Raw genomic sequence first — 21,500 nt, 5'->3', positions numbered from 1 at the left:
TGCAGGTCGGCGTCGTCGTGTGGATTCGCCGTGAATTGACCCTGCGATTCGGCCGACCTGGCCAGGCGGTCTACCATCGTCCGTAGTAGAAGCTGGCGTCGCAGCTGCCATCCTAGGAGTCATCACGTGAGTATTCGCGAGCGCGCTGAGCCGCGCCGAATACGCGCTGTGCGTAGCACGTTGTTGGCCTACCTGTCGCTGACCAAGCCCCGAATCATCGAGTTGCTGCTGGTCACGACCATTCCGGCGATGCTGCTGGCGGACCGTGGCACGGTCAATCCGCTGCTGATCTTCAACACGCTGATCGGTGGGATGCTGGCTGCCGCCAGCGCCAACGCGCTGAACTGCGTGGTCGACGCCGACATCGACAAGGTGATGAAACGCACCGCGCGCCGTCCGCTGGCTCGCGACGCAGTTCCGACCCGCAACGCCCTGGTGTTCAGCCTGGCGCTCGGTGCCGGCTCGTTCGTCTGGCTGTGGCGCACCACCTATTTGATGTCGGGCTTGCTGGCCGTGGCCACCATCGCGTTCTACGTGCTGGTCTACTCGATGATGCTCAAGCGGCGTACCTCCCAGAACGTGGTCTGGGGCGGGGCGGCCGGCTGCATGCCGGTGGTGATCGGCTGGTCGGCGGTCACCGGCACCATCGGCTGGCCCGCGCTGGTGATGTTCCTGGTGATCTTCTTCTGGACGCCGCCGCACACCTGGGCGCTGGCGATGCGCTACAAGGAGGACTACGCGGCCGCGGGGGTGCCCATGCTGCCGGTGGTCGCCAGCGAGCGTGTGGTCACCCACCGGATCGTTCTCTACACCTGGGCGACTGTGCTGGCCACGTTGGCGCTGGTGCCCGCCGCGGGCTGGCTGTACGCGGCGGTCGCGGTGGTGGCTGGTGCGTGGTTCCTGGCGATGGCCCACCAGCTGTACGCGGGCGTACGTCGTGGTGAGCCGATCAAACCACTGCGGCTTTTCCTGCAGTCCAACAACTACCTGGCGCTGGTCTTCTGCGCGCTGGCGGTGGACTCCGTCATCGGCCTGCCCACCCTGTTCTAGGCCCCCTCGCTCCATTCGAACCGGGTTTCCCGGCCCGGGTCGAGCGCGGCGCTGATACGCATCCGCATCCGCTCGGGCATGTCGGGTAGAGCGGTGCACGGGTACCAGCGCGCGTCGGTGCTCTCGTCGTCGGCGGGGTAGGGCTCGCCCGCCACCCAGCGCATCACGAAGACATGGTCGAGGTACTGCGCCTGATCGCCGTTGACGTGGGTGATGGGTGGGGTGACGTGCACCCAGGCCAGCCGCTCGGGCGCCGCGGTGACACCGGTCTCCTCGGCGACCTCCCGGACGGCGGCGTGAGCCGGCTCTTCTCCTGGGTCGACGATCCCGGTCACCGGCGCCCAGATGCCGTTGTCGGCGCGTTCGACGAGTAGCACGTCGTCGCCGCGGATAACCACTGCCGTCACACCGATCAGCCACAGCGGGGCATGGCCGATGTGGGTGCGGAGGTCGACGATGAACTGCGGAGTTGGCATGTGACTGATCGTGCCAGTCGGGTCATTCACATCACGCCGTCATCTGAGGCAACGCGGAGGTGGTGTCTCTTGCGTTGACCGTCGCAGCGGGTATTCAATTGTCGATAATGAAAATCATGTTCAACAGTCCGTTGAGCGGTCGGCCGTGACCGCCCCGGCGCCGGCATGGATGGCATCTCCTCCGGAGGTGCACTCTGCCTTGCTGAGCGCCGGAGTGGGGCCCGGCCCACTGCTGGCTTCCGCGTCCGCGTGGTCGGCGCTGGGAGCCGAGTACATCGACGCCGCTGATGAACTCCTGGCGCTGCTGGGGTCGGTGCAGGCCGGGGCGTGGCAAGGTCCCAGTGCGCAGGCGTATGTGGCGGCTCATGCGCCGTACTTGGCGTGGCTGACGCAAGCGAGCGCTGACAGCGTGGCGACCGCGGCCCAGTACGAGACGGCTGCCGGGGCCTACGTCAGCGCGTTGGCCGCCATGCCGACGCTGCCGGAACTGGCCGCCAACCACGCCACCCACGGGGTATTGGTGGCGACGAATTTCTTTGGGATCAATACGATTCCGATTGCGCTCAACGAGGCCGACTACGTGCGGATGTGGGTGCAGGCCGCGGCGACGATGGCAACGTATCAAGCGGTCAGCGGCGCGGCGGTGGCCTCGGTGCCGCACACATCGACGGCGCCCCCGATCGTCAAGGCCGATGCGCAACCCGCCGATGACGACGAGGGCACCGACCCCACCGTCAACGATCCGCTGGACCAGCTGATCGCCAAGATTCTGCAGACCGCCAGCAACGGGCAGATCAACTGGGATCCCGCCCACGCGATGGTGAACGGGATTCCCTACGACGAGTACGTCGATCCCAACCAGCCGATGTTCTGGCTGGTGCGGGCCCTGGAACTGTTCGAGGACTTCCAGCAGCTCGGCGTGAATTTCCAGCAGAACCCCGCGCTGGCGTTTCAGTATCTGGTTCAGCTCGCCGAGTTCGACTGGCCGACGCACCTCGCCGAGATCGGCTCCTGGCTGGCCCAGTCGCCCCAATTGTTCGCCGCCGCGGTCGGCGTGCTGATCGCTCCGGTGGGCGCGGTGGGAGGTCTCGCGGGGCTGGCCGGGTTGGCCGGCCTTCCGCAGCCTCTCGCGCCGCTGCCGCTGGGCACCGCTCCCGATGCCTTTGCCGGGTTCGGATCGGCCTCAGCGGGAGCGCCGGCACCGGCGATTCCGTCTGCGCCGGCCCCGGCCCCGGCTCCGGCGCCGGCCCCCGCGGCGGCTGGCGTCAGCGGCCCCGCGCCGGCGCCGCCGCCCTCGCCGCCGGGCGCCGCGCCGTTCTTCCCGCCGTATCTGCTGGGTCCGCCCGGCATCGGCACCGGGTCCGGCATGCCCGTCGGCGCCGGCGCGTCACGCAAGGCCTCCGAGCCGCGCGGTTCGGAGGCTGCCGCTGCGGCCACCGCGGCCGAGCGCGACCAGCAGCGGGGCCGACGTCGCCGGCGCACCAAGCTGCACCGGCCCGGCGACGCCGTCATGGACCTCAACGTCGAGGTGACGCCGGACTGGGGCGATCCGGCTGACCCGAGCGTGACCGCGTCGTCCCACGGAGTGGCCGGATTCGCCGGAACGGTCGCCCGCGACGGTGCCCCGGCCGGGGGATTGACGGTGTCTTCCGGCGGTGCCTTCGACGACACGCCGCGCCTGCCCTTGCTGCCGGGCAATTGGCCGGACGAAAACGGGTAGGAGTTCGGGAACCCGAAACTATAGATTCGCTAGAGTGAATTCTTGTGTTCGGGCCGATGTGGATGGCGTCACCGCCTGAGGTGCATGCCACGCTGCTCAGTTCCGGTCCCGGCCCCGGCCCGCTGCTCGCTGCCGCGGGCGCGTGGTCGTCGCTGAGCACGGAATACACCGCAACGGCGCAGGATCTGACCGCCCTGCTGGCATCGGTGGCGGCCGGGCTGTGGCGCGGTGTCGCCGGTGAGCAGTACCAGTCGGCGCATCTGCCGTATCTGGCGTGGCTGTATCGGGCCGGGGCCGACAGCGCCCGGATGGCAGCCGCACACGAACAGGCGGCGGCGGCTTATGCCGCCGCGCTGGCGGCGATGCCGACCCTGCCGGAGCTGGCCGCCAATCACGCCACCCACGGGGTGTTGGTCGCGACCAACTTCTTCGGTATCAACACCATTCCCATCGCCCTCAACGAAGCCGACTACTTCCGGATGTGGGTGCAGGCCGCCACCACGATGGCGACCTATCAGGCGGTCTGCGAAACCGCGGTCGCAGCGGCCCCCAGCGTTACTGCCACGGTCCCGATCCAGAAATCGGCCGCGTCCTCATCGACGTCGGAATCGTCGGGCAATCCGCTGCAGGGGTTGCTGGACTTCCTCGATCCGATCCTGAAAAGTCTGGGCATCCAAGACGGTGTGACCGCGCACGATCCGATGATCTCCAACGCCCTGACCACCGCCGTCTCGCACTTTCTGCAGAACTTCGGCATCAATTGGAATCCCGCTGCCGGCACCCTCAATGGCCAGGTCTACGACTACTATTCCAATGCCGCGCAACCGATCTGGTACCTGGCGCGGTCCCTCGAGCTGTTCGAGGACTTCCTCAACATCACCCAAGACCCGAGCCAGATCATTCCGGCGCTGCAATACCTTGCGGCGCTGGCGCTCTTCGACTGGCCGACCCACATCGCCCAGTTGGCGACGACGATCAGCCAGTCCCCGGCGCTGTTCGTCGCCGCGGCAGGTGCGGTGGTGGCCCCCGCCGGCACTCTGGGCGGCCTCGCCGGTCTGGCGGGACTGGGTCTGCCGGCACCGGGGGTGGTCGCGGCTCCGGCGCCCCCGGTGTTCGCCGCCGACGTACCCGGCGTCGCGGTCGGACCGGCCGTGATGACACCGCCGGCCAGCCCGCCCGCCGGGCCGCCGGCCGGCGTTCCGGCCGGCGCGAGCCCACCGGCTCCGGCAGCCGCGCCGCCGGCGGCCGTGCCCGCGAGCGCGCCGCTGGTGCCCTACCTCGTCGGCGGCGGGCCCGGAATCGACTTCGGGTCGGGGTTGGGAGCCCATGCCAGCGCCGCGGACAGCGCCAGGAAGAAGTCGCCGACGCCCGAGACCGCCACAGCGGCCGCGGCAGCAGACGCCCGTCGGTCCAAGCGCCTTCGCCGGCGCAAGACCAGACCGGGCCACGACGATGCGGTGATGGATCTGACGGTCGGAGTCTGCCCGGACTGGGGACCGACACCGGCGTCGGATCACGGCGCCGGAGATCTGGGACGCGCCGGGGCGGTGCGCACCGACCAATCCCGGCCGACCGGGCTGACCCGGCTGGCGGGAGACGAGTTCGCCGATAGTCCCCGGCGGCCGCTGCTGCCCGAAACCTGGGGTGAGCGCTAGGCCGATCGCCGCTGGGCCGGCGGCGGTGACCCGCTAGGCGTCGAGCACGATCGAGCCGACCGTGTGGCGGCCCTGCAGATCGCGGTGGGCTTGGGCCGCGTCGGCCAGCGGGTAGTGCCGGCTCACCGTCACCGTGACCGTGCCGTTCCCGACAGCCTCGAACAGCTCGCCCACGCGCCAGGTGAATTCCGGTGCGGTTCGGGTGAAGTGAGCCAGGTTGGGGCGTGTCAGGTAGACCGATCCCGCGGCATTGAGCCGCTGCGGGTCGACGGGCGGCACCGGGCCGCTGGCCGCGCCGAACAGCGCCAAGGTGCCCCGCACCGCGAGGCTGGCCAGGCTGGCGTCGAACGTCGTCGCACCCACCCCGTCGTACACGGCGGCCACCCCGCCGTCGGCCAACTCCCGGACCCGGGCGCCGAAGGCCGCGGCGTCCCCGGGGTCCGAGCCGGGGTAGTCGAGCACTTCCACGGCGCCGGCTTGCCGCGACAATGCGGCCTTGGACGGATTCGAGACGGTGGTGATCACCCGGGCGCCGAGCGCGGTGGCCCATTGGGTGAGGATCAGGCCCACCCCTCCGGCGCCGGCATGCAACAACACGGTGTCGCCGGGCTGCACTGGATACACCGACTTGATCAGATAGTGCGCAGTCAGGCCCTTGAGCAGCGCGGCCGCCGCCACACCGGCCTCGACGCCGTCGGGGATCAGCGCCGTCAAAGACGCTGGTGCCGTGCAGTATTGGGCGTAGGCGCCGGTCGCAGCCGCCGTCACCACGCGATCACCCACCGCCAGTGCGGTCACTCCCGCGCCCACCTCGGCGACCGTTCCCGCGGCCTCGTTGCCGACCACGAACGGCAGCTCAGCGGGGTAGATCCCGGAGCGGAAATACGTGTCGATGTAGTTGACCCCGGCGGCCTCGACCCGGATCAACACCTCACCGGAGGCAGGGGAGGGCTGTGGTCTGTCGACATAGTTCAAAACCTCGGGGCCGCCTGTCGCGGCCACTTCCACGGCGTGCATGGTGACTATCATCTCCGAATGTGAGGTCTGCATGAAGCTGGCCCGGCCCGACATCTTCCATCCGCGCATCGTGCTGGCGGTCGATCCGCGGGGCGGCCATCACGACGGTGTCGAGCCATCTGCGGCTGCCGATGACGACGCCGGCCTGGTCGCGGCGCTGCGTCACCGTGGGCTGCACGCCCGCCGATTGCCCTGGGACGACGCCGAGACGCTGGAAGCGGACCTGGTGATTCTGCGAACGGCCGGTGGCGACCCCGCCCGGCAGGCCGAATTCATGAACTGGACGACGCGGGTGGCCCACCTGCTCAACCCGCCCGAAGCGGTGGCCTGGAACGCCGACCGCCGCTACCTGGCGGACCTGCAGTGCGACGGGGTGCCGACGTTGGCGGGACGGCCACCGGCCGAGGTGAGCGCGCTGGTGTTTTTCGGCGCCGGTCGATCGCACGCCTTCGGCGCCGCAGGGTCCGACCCGGACTTCGAACTGTGGGATGTCGGCCGTGCCGCTCTCCGGTCGGCCGCCGAACGCTTGAGCATCCGGCTCGAAGAGTTGCTCTACGCGCGGGTAGACCTAGCCGGGAGCGCCCCGGATGTGCGCCTGATCAGCTTGGATTTGATTGCGCCGCAACTGGGTTTCGCCGAGCTCGACGCCGACGAACGAGACCGCGCGCAGCGCCGGTTCGCCATCGAGGTCGAGGCCGCGCTAGAGCGACTCGGGCTGGGTCCGCTCTCGCAGCGACGCCCATAGCGCCGCGGTCGCGCCGGTGACCAGCACCGCTCCCGCCACGTGCAGGGTGACCAGCACGGCGGGAACACCGGTGAAGTACTGCACCACGCCGATCAGCCCCTGAACGAAGGTCAGGACGGTCACCACCGCCAGCCGGCGGATCACCGGCTTGGCCGCCTGCACCGCAGCCAGGCCGAAGGCCAGGCCCACCAGCAGTCCGAGGAATCCGATCAGCAGTGACTCGTGCAGGTGAGCGAGCGTGGCGACCTCCACCTTGAGACGGGCCACCGTGCGGGCCGCGCTCTTGTCGCCGGCGTGTGGCCCGGCGGCGGTCACCAGGGTGCCGGTCACCAGCACCGCGGCCAGCGTGACGGCGCACAGTGCGGTCAACCCGCGCAACGGCGCCGGCACCCGATAGCGCACCACCGCCGACTCGTCGTCGGACTGGCCGACTTTCGCGTAGAACTGCACCGCCAGCCACACCATCAGCATGGAGACCAGCAGATGCACGGCCACGGTCCACCACGCCAGCCCGGTGCGTACCGTGATCCCGCCGATCACCGCCTGCAAGACCGTGGAGCCGGGCATCAGCCAGGCATAGACCAGTACTTCAGTACGCCGTCGGGCTCGGATCACGGCCAGCACGGCCAGCGCCGCGGTGATCACGACCGCGAAGGTGACCATGCGGTTGCCGAACTCGATGGCCTGATGAATCCGCGGGACTTCCGAGACGGCGACCGGGACGTAGCTGCCCGGGAAGCACTGCGGCCACGTCGGGCAACCCAACCCCGACGCGGTGACGCGGACGATCGCGCCGGTGACCGAGATGAATCCCTGGGTGAAGACGACGGCGGCGGCCAGCCATCGCTGGGTCCGCAGGCCCGGTTCGGGCAGCAGGTCCACCAGGCGCATCAGGAACCGTCCCACGGGCCTGATCGTAGAGGATCGGTAACTACATCCCGTAGTAGGTCAGCTGGAGTAGTCGGGTCAGCTGAACCGGAACCACCGCACCGCACCGACGGCGGCCAGCAGACCCCACACCGTCACCACCGCGATACCGAACCAGTCGACCGAGACGCTCAGTGCCTGTGCCAGCGCCTCGGTGAGCGCCCCCGAGGGGGTCAGCCGGGCGAGCCAGCGGACCGTGCCGGGAACCAGGTCGGTCTCCACGGTCAGCGCGGAGAACCCGCCGAACACGAACCACATCAGGTTGGCGCCCGCCAGCACAGTCTCGGCGCGCAGGCTCCCGCCGAGCAGCAGGCCCAACGCCGCGAAGCAGGCGGTCCCCAGCGCGATGACCACCGCCCCCAGGCCCAGGCCGGCCAGGGTCGGCCGCCAGCCCAGCGCAGCGCCGATCGCCCCGAGCAGCACCGACTGCAGCAGAACCACGGTGGCCACCGACAGGGATTTGCCGGCAATGACGCCCCACACCGGTAGCGCCGTGGCGCCCAATCGTTTCAGCGCCCCATAGCGCCGGTCGAACGCCACGGCGATGGCCTGCCCGGTGAACGCGGTGGCGATCACCGCCAGGGACATGATCACCGGCAGCACGGTGGTGGCGCGTTCGGCGTGGCCCTCGCCGAACGGGCCCAGCGGCAGCACCGTCAGACCGATCAGCAGGGTGATCGGAATGAACATCGTCAACAGCAGCTGCTCGCCGTTGCGCAGCAGCAGGGTCAGCTCCAACCGGTACTGCGCGGCGAGCATCGCCGGAACCCTGGCCGGGCGAGGGTCGGGGGTGAAAGTGCCGGGCGCGAAGACCTGCTGGTCGGTACTCATGGGCGTAGCTCCCGTCCGGTCAGCTCCAAGAACACGTCCTCGAGGCTGCGCTGCTCGACCCGCAGCGCGGTGGCCAGCACGTCCAGGCGCGCGCACCAGGAGGTCACGGTCGCCAGCACCTGAGGGTCGACCGTTCCTTCGACGAGGTATTCACCGGGCAGCACCTCGCTGGCCCGATAGCCCTCGGGCAACGCCGTGATCAGCAACGACAGATCCAGCCGCGGCGGCGCGGTGAACCGCAGCTGCCCCTGCGCCCCGCTGCGGGTCAACTCCGCCGGTGTGCCAGCGGCGACCACCGCGCCGTGGTCGATGATCAGCAGCCGGTCGGCCAGCTCTTCGGCCTCGCGCAGGTGGTGCGTGGTGAGCACCACGGTCACGCCGTCGCGGCGCAAGGCGTCGATCAGCTCCCACACCAACAACCGGGCGTGGGCGTCCATGCCCGCGGTCGGCTCGTCGAGGAACACCAGTTCCGGCCGACCGACCAGGGCGCAGGCCAACGCCAGCCGCTGCTGCTGCCCGCCGGAGAGCCGGCGATAGGTGGTGCGCGCCGCATCGGTCAGGCCCAGGGTGTCCAGCAGCCACTGCGGGTCCAGCGGGTTGGCCGAATACGACGCCACCAGCTTCAGCATCTCGCCGGCGCGGGCGGCCGGGTAGCCGCCGCCGCCCTGCAACATCACGCCGATGCGCTCCCGAAGCCGGTCATTGTCGGCGACCGGGTCCAAGCCGAGCACTTCGATGGTTCCGGCGTCCGGGCGGACGAAGCCCTCGCACATCTCGACCGTGGTCGTCTTCCCGGCGCCGTTCGGGCCGAGTAGCGCGAACACTTCGGCGGTCTGTACGTCGAAATCCAGGCCGGCGACCGCTTCGATCGCAGACGGACCGGTCCCGTAACGCTTGCGCACCCCGCGCAAGCGCACCGCGACAGCTGAGTTCACGGAGAATCAGCGTAAGCGTCGGTGGCGGCGGCCGACCGCGGGGTCGGTTCCTCGGCGGGTGCGTCGCCGGCCTGGGGCTCGGCTTCGGCCGGCAACTCGCGCCACGGCAGGCGCCGGTAGGTCAGCAGGAACAACCCCAGTACCACGACGGCGCTGGCCAGGGTGGCGTCCACGATCTGGAACAGGGCGAAACGGTCGCCGTTGGCGGTCGGGCCGAAGATGCCCACCACCAGCGTCACCGCGATCACCGCGATCCGGAAGTTCGGGCGGGTCGCCCAGGCGGCCAGCGGGATGATCGCCCACAGCAGGTACCACGGCTGGACCACCGGGAACAGCAGGACGGTGATGCCCAGCGCAACGCCGAGCCCACCGACCGGATGCAGCCGGCCGTTGAACACCACCAGCAGCAGCCACACCACCAGGACCGCGATGATCAGCACACCGATGGCACGGGTCAGCGACAGCACCGCGGTGGTGTGATCACCCAGACCCAGCAGGATCCCGACCTGGCCGGTGCCCAGGGCGATCAGCGTCGGCGGCGACATCCAGCTGCGCACCACGTTGGCCGTGCCCAGGGTGAAGACCCAGCCGAAGCCCAGCCCGCTGGCCCAGCCGATCAAGCCGGTGACCGCCGCCGCCAGCGCGGCCATGCCCGTACCGGCCAGCAGAAACGCCCGCAGATCGCCGCCCCACCGCCAGCCCAGCGCCATGGCGACGAACCCCAGAGCCAACAGCGATGGCAGCTTGACCTGCGATGACAGCGTGATCAGCACCGCCCCGGCGAGCAGTTCGGCCAGCGGCGCCCAGTCGTGGGGCTCTGGCCGCGTCCGCAGCGACGGCAACAGCGGCTGCGCCGCGGTGATCCCGCGTAACGCGAACTCCGTGCCGGTCAGCATGAGTCCGAGCATCAACGCCTCGTTGTGGATGCCGGCGACCAGATGCATCAGCAACAGCGGATTGGCCGCACCGAGCCACAGGGCGCTGACCTCGGCGACCCCGCAGCGCGCTGCCAGGCGCGGCACCGCCCACACGATCAAGCCGACCCCGAGCAGCACCACCACCCGGTGGCACAGCACCGCGGTGACGATGTTTTCGCCGGTCAACGCCGAGATACCCCGGCCGATCCACAAGAAAAGTGGCCCATAGGGCGCCGGCGTCTCCCGCCAGAGGCTCGGGACGGAGAGGGTGAAGACGTGGTCAAGGCCCAGGGCCGGCGCCGGCCCCACCCGGTAGGGGTCCAGGCCCAGCCGAGAGATCTGACTCTGCGCCAGGTAGGAGTAGACGTCTTTGCTGTACATCGGCGGGGCGACCAGCAGCGGCAGCATCCACAGCAGCAGGGTGCGGTCGAGCTGGCTGCGCGACATCCGCCGCTTGCCCAGGGCGAACCGGCCCAGCATCAGCCACGCCAGCGCCATCATCACCGCGCCGGTGGTGGTCATGGTCAGGGCCACCGTGGCCAGCCGAGACGGCAGGTTGAGCAGCCGGACCCCGAAGGTCGGGTCTTGCACCACCGGCCGCGCACCGGCCCCGAGCGCACCGATGGCCATCAGCACGGTGCCGGTGGCGCCGAACAGCCGGGTTCGCCGCAATGCGACCAGCTCAGCGGCGTTCAGCGGGGAGCCGACGGTGCGCTCGTCGCCGTGCAGATGCGCGATCGACGTGCTCAGCGAGTGCCGGCGGGCTGCCATCCCAGCAGCGTAACGGCCGCTCTGCGATGCCTGGGGACGCCCGGCGCCGCGCGGGATGTGATCAGCGCAACGGCCGATCCCGGCCGAACTGAGGTAACCCTTTCTAGACCGGGCTCTGGAATTGCGTCACACTGGTGTTGTGAAAATCGAGGCCTCCAACGAGGGCGAGGTGAATGTCATGCCGGTAACTGAGCTCGCCGGCGGCCACGACACCCGTCACGCCGTGGTGCGCCTGCTGATGGAATCCGGATCGATCACCGCGGGGGAGATCGGCGCCCGGTTGGGCTTGTCGGCCGCCGGGGTGCGTCGCCACCTCGACGCCCTGATCGAGATGGGTGACGCCGAGGCACATGCGGCGGCATCCTGGCAGCAGGTGGGGCGTGGGCGTCCGGCGAAACGGTTCCAGCTAACCGAAGCCGGCCGCGGCAAGCTTGGTCACCGTTACGACGACCTCGCGGTGGCCGCCATGCGCCAACTGCGCGAGATCGGCGGTGAGGACGCGGTGGTCGACTTCGCGCGACAGCGCATCGACACCATCCTGGCCAAGGTCGCGGCCGTCGCAGCCGGCGACGGCACCGACGACGACGGTGACCTGGAGACCACCGCACAACGCATCGCCGGCGCACTGACCGAGGCCGGTTACGCCGCGACCACCGCGCGGGTGGAGGGTGGCGTACCGGCGGTGCAGATTCTGCAGCACCACTGCCCGGTGGCCAACGTCGCCAAGGAGTTCCCGGAGTTGTGCCGGGCCGAGCGGCAGGCGATGGCCGAAGTGCTGGGCACCCACGTGCAGCGGTTGGCGACCATCGCCGACGGCGGCTACGTCTGCACCACCCATGTGCCACTGACCAACCGAAGCGCCAAGGCCGGGAAGGCCGGCAAGTCCAGCACCGCCGGGACCGTCAAAAAACAGCATTAGCAGCACCGATCGACCTTCGGCGCACACCCTGCGCCGAAGCCATCACGAGCACCGAAGGAGTGTCACCATGACACTGACGCCGGAGGCCACCGCAGCAGCTGCGGAGCCGACCACCCAGGAAGAGACCATCGCGTCGCTGGGCCGGTACGAATACGGTTGGGCCGACACCGATGTCGCGGGCGCCGCCGCCCAGCGCGGGCTGTCCGAGGCCGTGGTGCGCGACATCTCGGCCAAGAAGAACGAGCCGGAGTGGATGCTGCAAGCCCGCCTGCGGGCCTACCGGACGTTCATGAAGAAGCCGATGCCCAACTGGGGCTCGGACCTGTCCGGTATCGACTTCGACAACATCAAGTACTTCGTGCGGTCCACCGAGAAGCAAGCCCAGACCTGGGACGACCTGCCCGACGACATCCGCAACACCTATGACCGGCTGGGCATCCCGGAGGCCGAAAAGCAGCGCTACATCGGGGGCGTCGCGGCCCAGTACGAGTCCGAGGTGGTCTACCACAAGATCCGCGAGGACCTGGAAGCCCAGGGCGTGATCTTCCTCGACACCGACACCGCGCTCAAGGAACACGAGGAGTTGTTCCGGGAGCACTTCGCCACGGTGATTCCGGCCGGGGACAACAAGTTCTCCGCGCTCAACACCGCGGTGTGGAGCGGGGGATCGTTCATCTACGTGCCCAAGGGCGTGCACGTCGACATCCCGCTGCAGGCCTACTTCCGGATCAACACCGAGAACATGGGCCAGTTCGAGCGCACCCTGATCATCGTCGACGAAGACGCCTACGTGCACTACATCGAGGGCTGCACCGCGCCGGTCTACACGTCGGACTCGCTGCACTCTGCGGTGGTGGAGATCGTCGTCAGGCCCGGCGGCCGGTGCCGCTACACCACCATCCAGAACTGGTCGGTCAACGTCTACAACCTGGTCACTAAGCGGGCCCGGGCCGAGGCCGGGGCCACCATGGAGTGGGTCGACGGCAACATCGGCTCGAAGGTCACCATGAAGTACCCGGCGGTGTGGATGACCGGCGAGCACGCCAAGGGCGAGGTGCTCTCGGTGGCGTTCGCCGGCGAGGACCAGCACCAGGACACCGGCGCCAAGATGCTGCACCTGGCGCCCAACACGTCGTCCAACATCGTCTCCAAGTCGGTGTCGCGCGGCGGCGGGCGGTCCTCCTACCGGGGCCTGGTGGAGATCCACAAGGGCGCGCACGGCGCGAAGTCGAGCGTGAAGTGCGATGCGCTGCTGGTCGACAACGTCAGCCGCAGCGACACCTACCCCTACGTCGACATCCGTGAGGACGACGTCACCGTCGGCCACGAGGCCACCGTGTCGAAGGTCAGCGAGAACCAGCTGTTCTACCTGATGAGCCGCGGCCTGACCGAGGACGAGGCGATGGCAATGGTGGTGCGCGGCTTTGTCGAGCCGATCGCCAAGGAACTGCCGATGGAGTACGCGCTGGAGCTCAACAAGCTGATCCAGCTGCAGATGGAAGGCTCGGTGGGCTAGGTGACTTCGACTGGTTTGACGTCCACCCCGGCGGCCAACCTGACCCAGGCGGCCGAAGGCTTCCACAAGGGGATGCAGTTCACCTCGTTCGACGTCGAGGCATTCGAGGTGCCGCACGGTCGCGATGAGGTGTGGCGGTTCACCCCGTTGCGCCGGCTGCGCGGTCTGCACGACGGTTCCGCGGTCGCTGACGCGTCCGCCGCCATCGAAGTCCTCGGCTCGGATGCCGTTCGGATCGAGACGGTCGCGCGCGGCGATCACCGGCTGGGGGCCGCCGGAGCTCCCGCGGACCGGATTGCGGCCCAAGCCTTCTCGGCGTTTCGCGAGGCGACGGTAGTCACCGTGCCCAAGGAAGCCGACGTCGAGGAGCCTATTCGGATCACTGTCACCGGCCCCGGAGCGGGAGCGACGGCCTACGGCCATCTGCAGCTGCGTGCTGAGGAACTGTCGCGGGCAACCGTCGTGATCGACGTGCGAGGCAGCGGAACCTACGCCGACAACGTCGAATTCGTGGTCGGCGACGCCGCACAGCTGACCGTGGTCTGGATCGCCGACGCCGCCGCGGACCTGGTGCACGTCACCATGCACCACGCGGCGCTGGGCAAGGACGCGGTGCTGCGCCACAGCGCCGTGCAGCTGGGCGGCGAATTGGTACGCCTGACCGGGCGGGTCCGGTTCGACGGCCCGGGTGGCGACGCCGAAATGCTCGGCCTGTACTTCGCCGACGACGGCCAGCACCTCGAATCGCGGCTGCTGGTCGACCACGCCCAGCCCAACTGCCGCTCCAACGTGCTCTACAAGGGCGCGCTGCAGGGCGACCCGGATTCTGCGCTCCCGGACGCCCACACTGTCTGGGTCGGAGACGTGCTGATCCGCGCGACGGGCGTCGGCACCGACACCTTCGAGGTGAACCGCAACCTGGTGCTGGCCGACGGTGCCCGGGCCGACTCGATTCCGAACCTGGAGATCGAGACCGGGGAGATCGTGCAGGCCGGACACGCCAGCGCGACTGGCCGATTCGATGATCTCCAGTTGTTCTACCTGCAGGCGCGCGGCATCCCCGAAGAGCAGGCCCGGCGCCTGATCGTGCGCGGCTTCTTCGGCGAGATCATCGCCAAGATTCCGGTGCCCGCGGTGCAGGAGCGCCTCACCGAGGCCGTGGAGCGTGAGCTCGCGGTCACCGAGAACAAATAAACCCGAACGCATCACCTAAGGACACGAATCAGCAATGAGCACACTGGAAATCAAGGATCTGCACGTGAGTGTGTCGCCCGGCGGCGCCGGCGACGACGGCGCGGCGACCATCCCGATCCTGCACGGCGTCGACTTGACGGTGAACTCCGGTGAGACCCATGCCCTGATGGGGCCCAACGGGTCCGGCAAGTCCACGCTGTCCTACGCGATCGCCGGGCACCCCAAGTACATCGTGACGTCGGGTTCGATCACCCTCGACGGCCAGGACGTGCTGGCGATGACCGTCGACGAACGTGCGCGCGCGGGCCTGTTCCTGGCCATGCAGTATCCGGTCGAGGTGCCGGGGGTGTCGATGTCGAACTTTCTGCGCACCGCGGTGACCGCGATGCGCGGTGAGGCGCCGAAGCTGCGGGCCTGGATCAAGGAACAGCGCGCCGCGTTCGCCGAGTTGGGCATCGACTCCGGCTTCGCCGAACGCAACGTCAACGAGGGGTTCTCCGGCGGGGAGAAGAAGCGCCACGAGATCCTGCAGCTGAGCCTGCTCAAGCCGAAGATCGCGATCCTCGACGAGACCGACTCCGGCCTGGACGTCGACGCGCTGCGGGTGGTCAGCGAAGGGGTGAACCGCTACCAGGAGACCGAACACGGCGGCGTGCTGGTGATCACCCACTACACCCGCATCCTGCGCTACATCCAGCCGCAGTTCGTGCACGTCTTCGCCGGCGGGCGGATCGTCGAGTCGGGCGGACCGGAACTCGCCGACGAGCTCGAAGAGAACGGCTACGAGCGCTTCACCGAGCAGGCCGCAGCGGCGGAGGCCTGAACATGACACTCTCGGTCAGCCGTCCGGCGGTGCCGGACCTCGACGCGATTCGGGCGGATTTTCCGATCCTGAACCGTGTCATGCGCGGCGGAAGCCGGCTGGCCTACCTGGATTCCGGCGCCACCTCGCAGCGGCCGCTGCCGGTGCTCGACGCCGAGCGGGAGTTTCTGCTGAACTCCAACGGGGCGGTGCACCGCGGGGCGCACCAGCTGATGGAGGAGGCGACCGACGCCTACGAGGACGGCCGGTCCGCGATCGCGCGCTTCGTCGGCGCCGACCCGGACGAGCTGGTGTTCACCAAGAACGCCACCGAGTCGCTGAACCTGTTGTCCTATGCGCTGGGCGACAACCGCTTCGAGCGGGCCGTCGGCCCGGGTGACGTCATCGTCACCACCGAGCTGGAACACCACGCCAACCTGATTCCCTGGCAGGAGCTGGCGCGGCGCACCGGTGCGACCCTGCAGTGGTACGAGGTGACGCCCGACGGGCGCATCGACCTGGACTCGCTGGAACTCGACGAGCGGGTCAAAGTCGTTGCTTTCACCCATCACTCGAACGTGACCGGCGCACTGGCCCCGGTCGAAGAGCTGGTGTCGAGGGCCCGCGCGGTGGGTGCACTCACTGTGCTGGACGCCTGCCAGTCCGTTCCGCACCAGCCGGTCGACTTCCACGCGCTGGGTGTGGACTTCGCGGCGTTCTCCGGGCACAAGATGCTGGGGCCCAACGGGATCGGGGTGCTCTACGGCCGGCGGGAGCTGTTGGCGGCGCTGCCGCCATTCCTCACCGGTGGATCGATGATCGAGACGGTCACGATGGTGGCAAGCACCTACGCTCCGGCGCCGCAACGTTTCGAGGCAGGCACGCCGATGACCTCGCAGGTCGTCGGGTTGGCCGCGGCCGCTCGCTATCTCGACGCGATCGGGATGGATGTGGTGGCGGCTCACGAACGTGAGCTGGTGGCCGCCGCACTCGAGGGACTCGCCGGCATTCCCGGGGTGCATATTGTCGGGCCGACCACCACGATCGACCGCGGCTCGCCGGTGTCGTTTGTGATCGACGGGGTGCATGCGCACGACGTCGGGCAGGTGCTCGACGACGACGGTGTCGCGGTCCGGGTGGGCCACCACTGCGCAATGCCGTTGCACCGCAAGTTCAATGTTGCTGCCACCGCCCGAGCCTCGTTCGCGGTGTACAACACCCACGAGGAGGTGGAGCGCCTGCTGGCGGGTGTTCGCCGGGCCGTGGAATTCTTTGGGGGAGTGTGAGACGTTGCGTCTTGAGCAGTTCTATCAAGAGGTGATCCTCGATCACTACAAGCATCCGCAGCATCGCGGTCTGCGGGAGCCCTACGGCGCGCAGGTGCACCACGTCAACCCCACCTGCGGTGACGAACTGACGCTGCGGGTGGCGCTGTCGCCCGACGGTACGCAGATCGCCGATGTCTCCTACGACGGGCAGGGTTGCTCGATCTCGCAGGCGGCGACCTCGGTGCTGGCCACCCAGGTGATCGGTTTGACGGTAGAGCAGGCGTGCGCGACGTTCGACGCCTTCCACGAGATGGTGTCGTCGCGGGGCACCGTGGAAGGCGACGAAGAAGTGCTGGGCGACGGCATCGCGTTCGCCGGGGTGGCCAAGTACCCGGCGCGAGTCAAGTGCGCGCTGCTCGGCTGGATGGCGTTCAAAGATGCGCTGGCGCAGGCACTTTCCAAGGCAGAAGAACAGACGTTGGCATCCGTCAGTGTCTCTCAACCCAGGAGATGAACCGATGAGCGAATTGGGACCGGACGAGCTGCTCGCCGAAGTCGAGGAATCGATGCACGACGTCATCGACCCCGAGATCGGCATCAACGTCGTAGACCTCGGCCTGATGTATGACCTGTCGATCCGCCAAGACGATGGCGGTCCGACCGCCGTCGTCACCATGACGCTCACCTCGCCGGCCTGTCCGCTGCAGGACATGATCGCCGAGCAGGTCGAGAACGCCACCGTGGGCGCCGGCCTGGTCAAGAAGGTCGACCTGTCCTGGGTCTGGGAGCCCGCCTGGGGACCGGACAAGATCACCGATGAGGGCCGCGAAATGATGCGCGCAGTCGGTTTCACGGTCTGACCGTGCCCGCAGCCGAGTTCTGGCTGTGCCGGACCTGCGGTGTCGAACACGATGCGACGCCGCCGGTGTGTGCAATCTGCGAGGACGACCGGCAATGGGTGCCGCCGGACGGCCAACACTGGGCCACCTTGGACGGCTTGGCCGCCGAAGGCATGCAGTCCTACGCCTTCGAACTGGAACCCGGGCTGATCGGGATCGGCAGCAATCCGCCGCTCGGTATCGGTCAGCTGGGCAAGCTGGTGTGCACGCCGAGCGGCAATATGCTGTGGGATCCCCCGGGATTCGTCGATGACACCGCGGTCGCCGCGGCGCTCGAGCAGGGCCCGGTGCTCGGGGTCGTCGCCAGCCACCCGCACATGTTCGGCGCCCAAGTGGAATGGGCCCGTCGACTCGGCGGGGTGCCGGTGTACGTCAACGCTGCCGACAGCCAATGGGTGATGCGTCCGGACCCGGCGATCCGGTACTGGTCCGGCCGGCTGGAGCTCGCACCCGGGTTGAGCGTGATTCAAGTCGGCGGCCACTTTCCGGGCAGCTCCGTCGCATGCTGGGACGCCGGTGCCGAGGGGCGCGGGGTGCTGCTGGTGGGTGACACCGTCTTCCCGAACCCCGACCGGCGCACCGTGGCGTTCTTGCGCAGCTACCCGAACCGGATTCCGCTGTCGGCTGCCGTCGCCCAGCGGATGGCCGCAACGTTGGAGGGGTTGCGCTTCGACCGCATCTACGGGCTGCACACCAACACCATCGACACCGATGCCGTGGCCGCGGTCCGGTTCTCGGCGGACCGTCACGCCGCGTGGGCGCGCGGCGACCACGACGACCTCACCTAGCGCGGGACCGGTCAGCGTTGTCACCACTCCCGGCCGGCGGTCCGGGCGATGGGCGCTGCAATACTCGTCGCGTGACTGTGACGGAAAACGAGCGGACACGGTGACGACGAGCAGGCGGCGGTTCATGGCCGGGATGGCGGCCGCGGCCGCGGGCACCGCGGTCGGCGGGCTGGCTGGTTGCGGTTCGCGGGGACCGGGCGCCGACACCATTTTCATCGGCGGTCCGGTGGTGACGGTGGCGCCGGGCCCTCCGGAGGCTGAAGCGCTCGCGGTCACCGGCGGACGGATCAGCCAGGTCGGCACGGCCGATGAGGTGCTGCGACTGCGGGGGTCGGGAACCACCGTCGTCGACCTGCGCGGCCGGGCGCTGCTGCCGGCGTTCGTGGAGCCGCATGGTCATCCCTTCGAGATGGGCTCCACACTGGCTCCGCCGGCCATCGACGTGCGTCCCTTCACGGTCCCCACTGCGAACGGGGTGTTCGCGAAACTGGCCGAGGCCGTGGCCGACACGCCCAAGGGCCAGCCGATTCTGCTCAACGGGGTCGATCCCTTGCTGCAGACCGGGCTGCAGCCCTTCAGCCGTACCGAGCTGTCCCGGCTCGCCCCGAACAACCCCGTGGTGATCATTTCCAACAGCGGCCATGCCGCCTACGGCAACACTGCCGCGTTCACCGCGGCCGGTATCACCAAAACCACCCCGAACCCCGCCGGGGCGCAGTACATCCACGGTCCCGACGGACAGCTGACCGGCGAGGTGCGCGAGGCGGCGGCGGTGATGGCGCTGGTTGCGCCGTTCTCCGGCGCGATCATGGCCAACGCCGGGGACAACCTGCGCTGGGCCTACGCCCAACTCGCCCGCGCGGGAATCGCCACCGCCACCGAGCATTCCTACGACGCGCGTGCGCAGTCCGAGGTGTTCGGCAAGCTCGCCCAGCAGGCCGACTGCGCGGTGCGGGTCCGCGCCTACGAGATCGGCACCCCAGAGCTGGCTGCGGACCCGAAGAACGTCCGTGGCAGGCGGGCCCGCGCCGACGTGCTGTTCGACAAGATCGGGATGAAGATGTGGGCGGACGGTTCGCCCTGGCAGGGCAACATCTTCACCACCTTCCCGTATCTGACCAACGCCACCACAGCGGGCATGGGCTTGGGGCCCGACCACCGCGGCCGGATGAACTACCCGCCCGAGCAGATCCAGGACCTGACCAAGGCCTTCGTGGATCAGCACTGGCAGGTTTCCTGCCACGTCCACGGTGACGCCGCGATCGATGTGGTGCTGGACGCATTCGAACAGGCGCGCACACCCCCGGCGTTACGGCCCCGGATCGAACACGTCGGGGCCATGCGGCCCGATCAGTTCGCGCGGGCCGCGAACCTCGGGATCACCCCGAGCCTGTTCATCGAACACATCTACTTCTGGGGAGATGTGCTGGTGGACAAGCTGTTCGGCATGGAACACGGGTCGCACTGGATGTCGGCTCGGTCGGCGCTGGACGCCGGCCTGCGGCTGTCGTTCCACAATGACGGCACCGTCACCCCGCCCAACCCGATCGGCAACATCGCCACCGCGGTGAACCGCATCGCCAAGGGCAGCGGCCGGGTCCTGGCTCCCGAACAGCGCATCGGCGTCGACGCGGCGATCAAGGCGCAGACCCTCAACGCCGCCTGGCAACTACGGCTGGACACCGAGATCGGCAGCCTGGAACCCGGCAAGTACGCCGATCTGGTGGTGCTGTCACACAACCCACGTCGGGTCCCGCCGGCCGACCTGCGCGACGTGGCCGTGGAGGCCACGTACCTGATGGGCCGGCAGACCTACGGGAAGGTGCTGGGGTAGCGGGGCGGGTTGCGCCGAGGCCCGCTAGGCGGGCGGCTCGGGGCAGTTGCCGTCGCCGGCCCACACGGTGACCCGGGCGGCCTGCAGCACGCCGTCGCCGTCCTTGGTCCCGCCGGCGGCGACACACTTTCCAGCGCTGATCGACGGTGCGCTGACGGTGATCATCCGGCGGAAGTGGGTGCTGTCGTTGAGTGTGACCGTGGTCGGCCCGGACGGGCCGCTGACGGTGAGTGTGTCGCCGGCAACGGACTCGACCACACCGCGGACGCCACGGTGCGGCTTCGGGGGCGCCGGGGCGTCGGCCGCCGCGGCGGGCCGCTGCGGGCACTGGCCGTCGACCGTGGTGCTGATCGCCACGAACTTCGCGGTGATGGCCCCACCGTCGGAGGCGGCGCCGTCTTGGGCGCCTCCGGCCTTGATGCAGGTGCCGGCGGTGATCTCGCCGCGCTGCGCGGGCACCGACTCGAAAATCCGGGTGCCGTCGGTCAACGAAACGGTGGTGGTGCCGGACGACCGGGTCACTTCGAAGGTGTTGCCGGATACCGAGGAGACCGAACCCATCACGTGGTCGCCCTGGGCGTGAGCCAATGCCGGGACGAACAGTCCGGCCGCGAACAGCGCCGTCGCTCCGGTCAGTGCGCGAACCGTTTGGGTGGGTGTGCTCGGGCGGGGGGACATCGGCAGTCTCCGTTCGTTGATATCGGCGGCGGCGGGTGCCGTCGACCGGTGCTACCACCGTCGAGGGTCGAGTTAGCGAGCAGCTAGCTTCCCGCTGTGAGCGCGCTGTGTAAGCAGCTGTGCAGGGGCCGGGAACACCACGGATGTTCCCGGCGTTGAGTCGGTCATGGCAACTCAAGACCTCACCGCAGCGAAATTCGAAGAAACCATCGCCGACAACGACATCGTGCTCGTCGACTTCTGGGCGTCCTGGTGCGGGCCGTGTCGGTCGTTCGCGCCGACGTTTGCGGCCGTCTCCGAGAAGCACCCCGACGTGGTGTTCGCCAAGGTCGACACCGAAGCCGAGCAACAGCTGGCCGCTGCCGCCCAGATCCGCTCCATCCCCACCCTGATGGCGTTCAAGAAGGGCACGCTGGTGTTCAACCAGGCCGGCGCACTGCCTGCCGCGGCGTTGGAGAACCTGGTCCAGCAGGTCAAGGATCTCGACGTCGAGGCCGCATTGGCCGAGCAGGCCGCGCAGGGCAAGCCCGACCAGGTCTGAGGGCGCGCACGCGATAG

General features: G+C 69.0%; 21 protein-coding genes. 14 read left to right on the top strand and 7 right to left on the bottom strand.

The features are described from left to right. Positions 1–126 precede the first annotated feature (126 nt). Positions 127–1,050, top strand: coding sequence for a heme o synthase (locus K3U94_RS12715; RefSeq protein WP_220693946.1), 924 nt, complete (start codon positions 127–129; stop codon positions 1,048–1,050). Here K3U94_RS12715 and K3U94_RS12710 read toward each other — a convergent pair. After that, positions 1,047–1,526: an NUDIX hydrolase gene (locus tag K3U94_RS12710; protein WP_220693945.1), complete on the bottom strand. Its 480-nt coding sequence runs from the start codon at positions 1,524–1,526 to the stop codon at positions 1,047–1,049. The two genes, K3U94_RS12715 and K3U94_RS12710, sit on opposite strands and share 4 nt — an antisense overlap. Positions 1,527–1,695: 169 nt before the next feature. On the opposite strand from K3U94_RS12710, the gene K3U94_RS12705 reads away from it, so the two are divergent. Both K3U94_RS12705 and K3U94_RS12700 read left to right on the top strand, forming a co-directional pair. Continuing rightward, positions 1,696–3,246: a PPE family protein gene (locus K3U94_RS12705; protein WP_220696785.1), complete on the top strand. Its 1,551-nt coding sequence runs from the start codon at positions 1,696–1,698 to the stop codon at positions 3,244–3,246. A 44-nt stretch (positions 3,247–3,290) separates the two neighbouring features. Beyond that, on the top strand, positions 3,291–4,901 hold the full coding sequence (locus K3U94_RS12700; RefSeq protein ID WP_230987104.1) for a PPE family protein: 1,611 nt from the start codon (positions 3,291–3,293) through the stop codon (positions 4,899–4,901). A 33-nt stretch (positions 4,902–4,934) separates the two neighbouring features. On the opposite strand, the gene K3U94_RS12695 is transcribed toward K3U94_RS12700, so the two are convergent. Continuing rightward, on the bottom strand, positions 4,935–5,918 hold the full coding sequence (locus K3U94_RS12695) for a quinone oxidoreductase family protein (RefSeq protein WP_220693944.1): 984 nt from the start codon (positions 5,916–5,918) through the stop codon (positions 4,935–4,937). A gap of 31 nt (positions 5,919–5,949) precedes the next feature. Here K3U94_RS12695 and K3U94_RS12690 point away from each other — a divergent pair, with 31 nt between their 5' ends. Then, positions 5,950–6,663, top strand: a complete 714-nt coding sequence (locus K3U94_RS12690) for a DcsG N-terminal domain-containing protein (protein WP_047317997.1) — start codon at positions 5,950–5,952, stop codon at positions 6,661–6,663. Here the strand turns inward: K3U94_RS12690 and K3U94_RS12685 are convergent. The 4 genes from K3U94_RS12685 to mptB all read right to left on the bottom strand — a co-directional run bounded on the left by K3U94_RS12685 (position 6,619) and on the right by mptB (position 11,044). Further along, complete coding sequence (locus tag K3U94_RS12685) at positions 6,619–7,554, bottom strand: COX15/CtaA family protein (RefSeq protein ID WP_220696783.1); 936 nt, start codon at positions 7,552–7,554, stop codon at positions 6,619–6,621. The genes K3U94_RS12690 and K3U94_RS12685 overlap by 45 nt on opposite strands. A gap of 75 nt (positions 7,555–7,629) precedes the next feature. After that, on the bottom strand, positions 7,630–8,421 hold the full coding sequence (locus K3U94_RS12680) for an ABC transporter permease (RefSeq protein ID WP_220693943.1): 792 nt from the start codon (positions 8,419–8,421) through the stop codon (positions 7,630–7,632). Further along, entirely contained in the window at positions 8,418–9,356 is a 939-nt protein-coding gene (locus K3U94_RS12675; RefSeq protein ID WP_047317995.1) for an ABC transporter ATP-binding protein, read from the bottom strand. The genes K3U94_RS12680 and K3U94_RS12675 overlap by 4 nt, the downstream gene beginning before the upstream one ends. Continuing rightward, positions 9,353–11,044 carry a polyprenol phosphomannose-dependent alpha 1,6 mannosyltransferase MptB gene (mptB, locus tag K3U94_RS12670; RefSeq protein ID WP_220693942.1) on the bottom strand — a complete coding sequence of 564 codons (1,692 nt, stop codon included), beginning with the start codon at positions 11,042–11,044 and terminating at the stop codon, positions 9,353–9,355. Before mptB ends, K3U94_RS12675 begins: the two co-directional genes overlap by 4 nt. Positions 11,045–11,222: 178 nt before the next feature. Between mptB and K3U94_RS12665 the strand changes: the two genes are divergently transcribed. From K3U94_RS12665 to K3U94_RS12625, 9 genes are all read left to right on the top strand, one after another. Then, on the top strand, positions 11,223–11,963 hold the full coding sequence (locus K3U94_RS12665) for a helix-turn-helix transcriptional regulator (RefSeq protein WP_230987103.1): 741 nt from the start codon (positions 11,223–11,225) through the stop codon (positions 11,961–11,963). Positions 11,964–12,030: 67 nt separating this feature from the next. After that, complete coding sequence (gene sufB / locus K3U94_RS12660; protein ID WP_047317993.1) at positions 12,031–13,479, top strand: Fe-S cluster assembly protein SufB; 1,449 nt, start codon at positions 12,031–12,033, stop codon at positions 13,477–13,479. A 72-nt stretch (positions 13,480–13,551) separates the two neighbouring features. Further along, positions 13,552–14,673 (top strand): Fe-S cluster assembly protein SufD, encoded by a 1,122-nt coding sequence (gene sufD / locus K3U94_RS12655; RefSeq protein ID WP_220696781.1) that lies wholly within the window; start codon positions 13,552–13,554, stop codon positions 14,671–14,673. A gap of 34 nt (positions 14,674–14,707) precedes the next feature. Beyond that, the gene (sufC, locus tag K3U94_RS12650) at positions 14,708–15,496 is read left to right on the top strand and encodes a Fe-S cluster assembly ATPase SufC (protein ID WP_220693941.1); all 789 of its coding nucleotides are present in this window, start codon (positions 14,708–14,710) and stop codon (positions 15,494–15,496) included. Between the two features lie 2 nt (positions 15,497–15,498). After that, positions 15,499–16,761, top strand: coding sequence for a cysteine desulfurase (locus K3U94_RS12645; RefSeq protein WP_220693940.1), 1,263 nt, complete (start codon positions 15,499–15,501; stop codon positions 16,759–16,761). Then, a complete protein-coding gene (gene sufU, locus K3U94_RS12640; RefSeq protein ID WP_220693939.1) occupies positions 16,748–17,257 on the top strand; it encodes a Fe-S cluster assembly sulfur transfer protein SufU in 510 nt (169 codons plus the stop codon). Before K3U94_RS12645 ends, sufU begins: the two co-directional genes overlap by 14 nt. Before the next feature lie 4 nt (positions 17,258–17,261). After that, positions 17,262–17,603, top strand: coding sequence for a metal-sulfur cluster assembly factor (locus K3U94_RS12635; protein WP_047317989.1), 342 nt, complete (start codon positions 17,262–17,264; stop codon positions 17,601–17,603). Positions 17,604–17,605: 2 nt separating this feature from the next. Continuing rightward, a complete protein-coding gene (locus K3U94_RS12630; protein ID WP_082133958.1) occupies positions 17,606–18,430 on the top strand; it encodes an MBL fold metallo-hydrolase in 825 nt (274 codons plus the stop codon). Between the two features lie 100 nt (positions 18,431–18,530). Then, positions 18,531–20,264, top strand: coding sequence for an amidohydrolase (locus K3U94_RS12625; RefSeq protein WP_220693938.1), 1,734 nt, complete (start codon positions 18,531–18,533; stop codon positions 20,262–20,264). Between the two features lie 24 nt (positions 20,265–20,288). Here K3U94_RS12625 and K3U94_RS12620 read toward each other — a convergent pair whose 3' ends face one another. Then, positions 20,289–20,942: a DUF5666 domain-containing protein gene (locus K3U94_RS12620; RefSeq protein ID WP_220693937.1), complete on the bottom strand. Its 654-nt coding sequence runs from the start codon at positions 20,940–20,942 to the stop codon at positions 20,289–20,291. Positions 20,943–21,108: 166 nt separating this feature from the next. Here K3U94_RS12620 and trxA point away from each other — a divergent pair, with 166 nt between their 5' ends. Beyond that, positions 21,109–21,483 carry a thioredoxin gene (gene trxA / locus K3U94_RS12615; RefSeq protein ID WP_047317986.1) on the top strand — a complete coding sequence of 125 codons (375 nt, stop codon included), beginning with the start codon at positions 21,109–21,111 and terminating at the stop codon, positions 21,481–21,483. Positions 21,484–21,500 lie beyond the last annotated feature (17 nt).

The organism is Mycolicibacter heraklionensis, assembly GCF_019645815.1.
GTDB lineage: Bacteria > Actinomycetota > Actinomycetes > Mycobacteriales > Mycobacteriaceae > Mycobacterium > Mycobacterium heraklionense.
The sequence above is the reverse complement of the archived record's forward strand: the minus strand, read 5'-3'. Positions and strand labels throughout refer to the sequence as shown.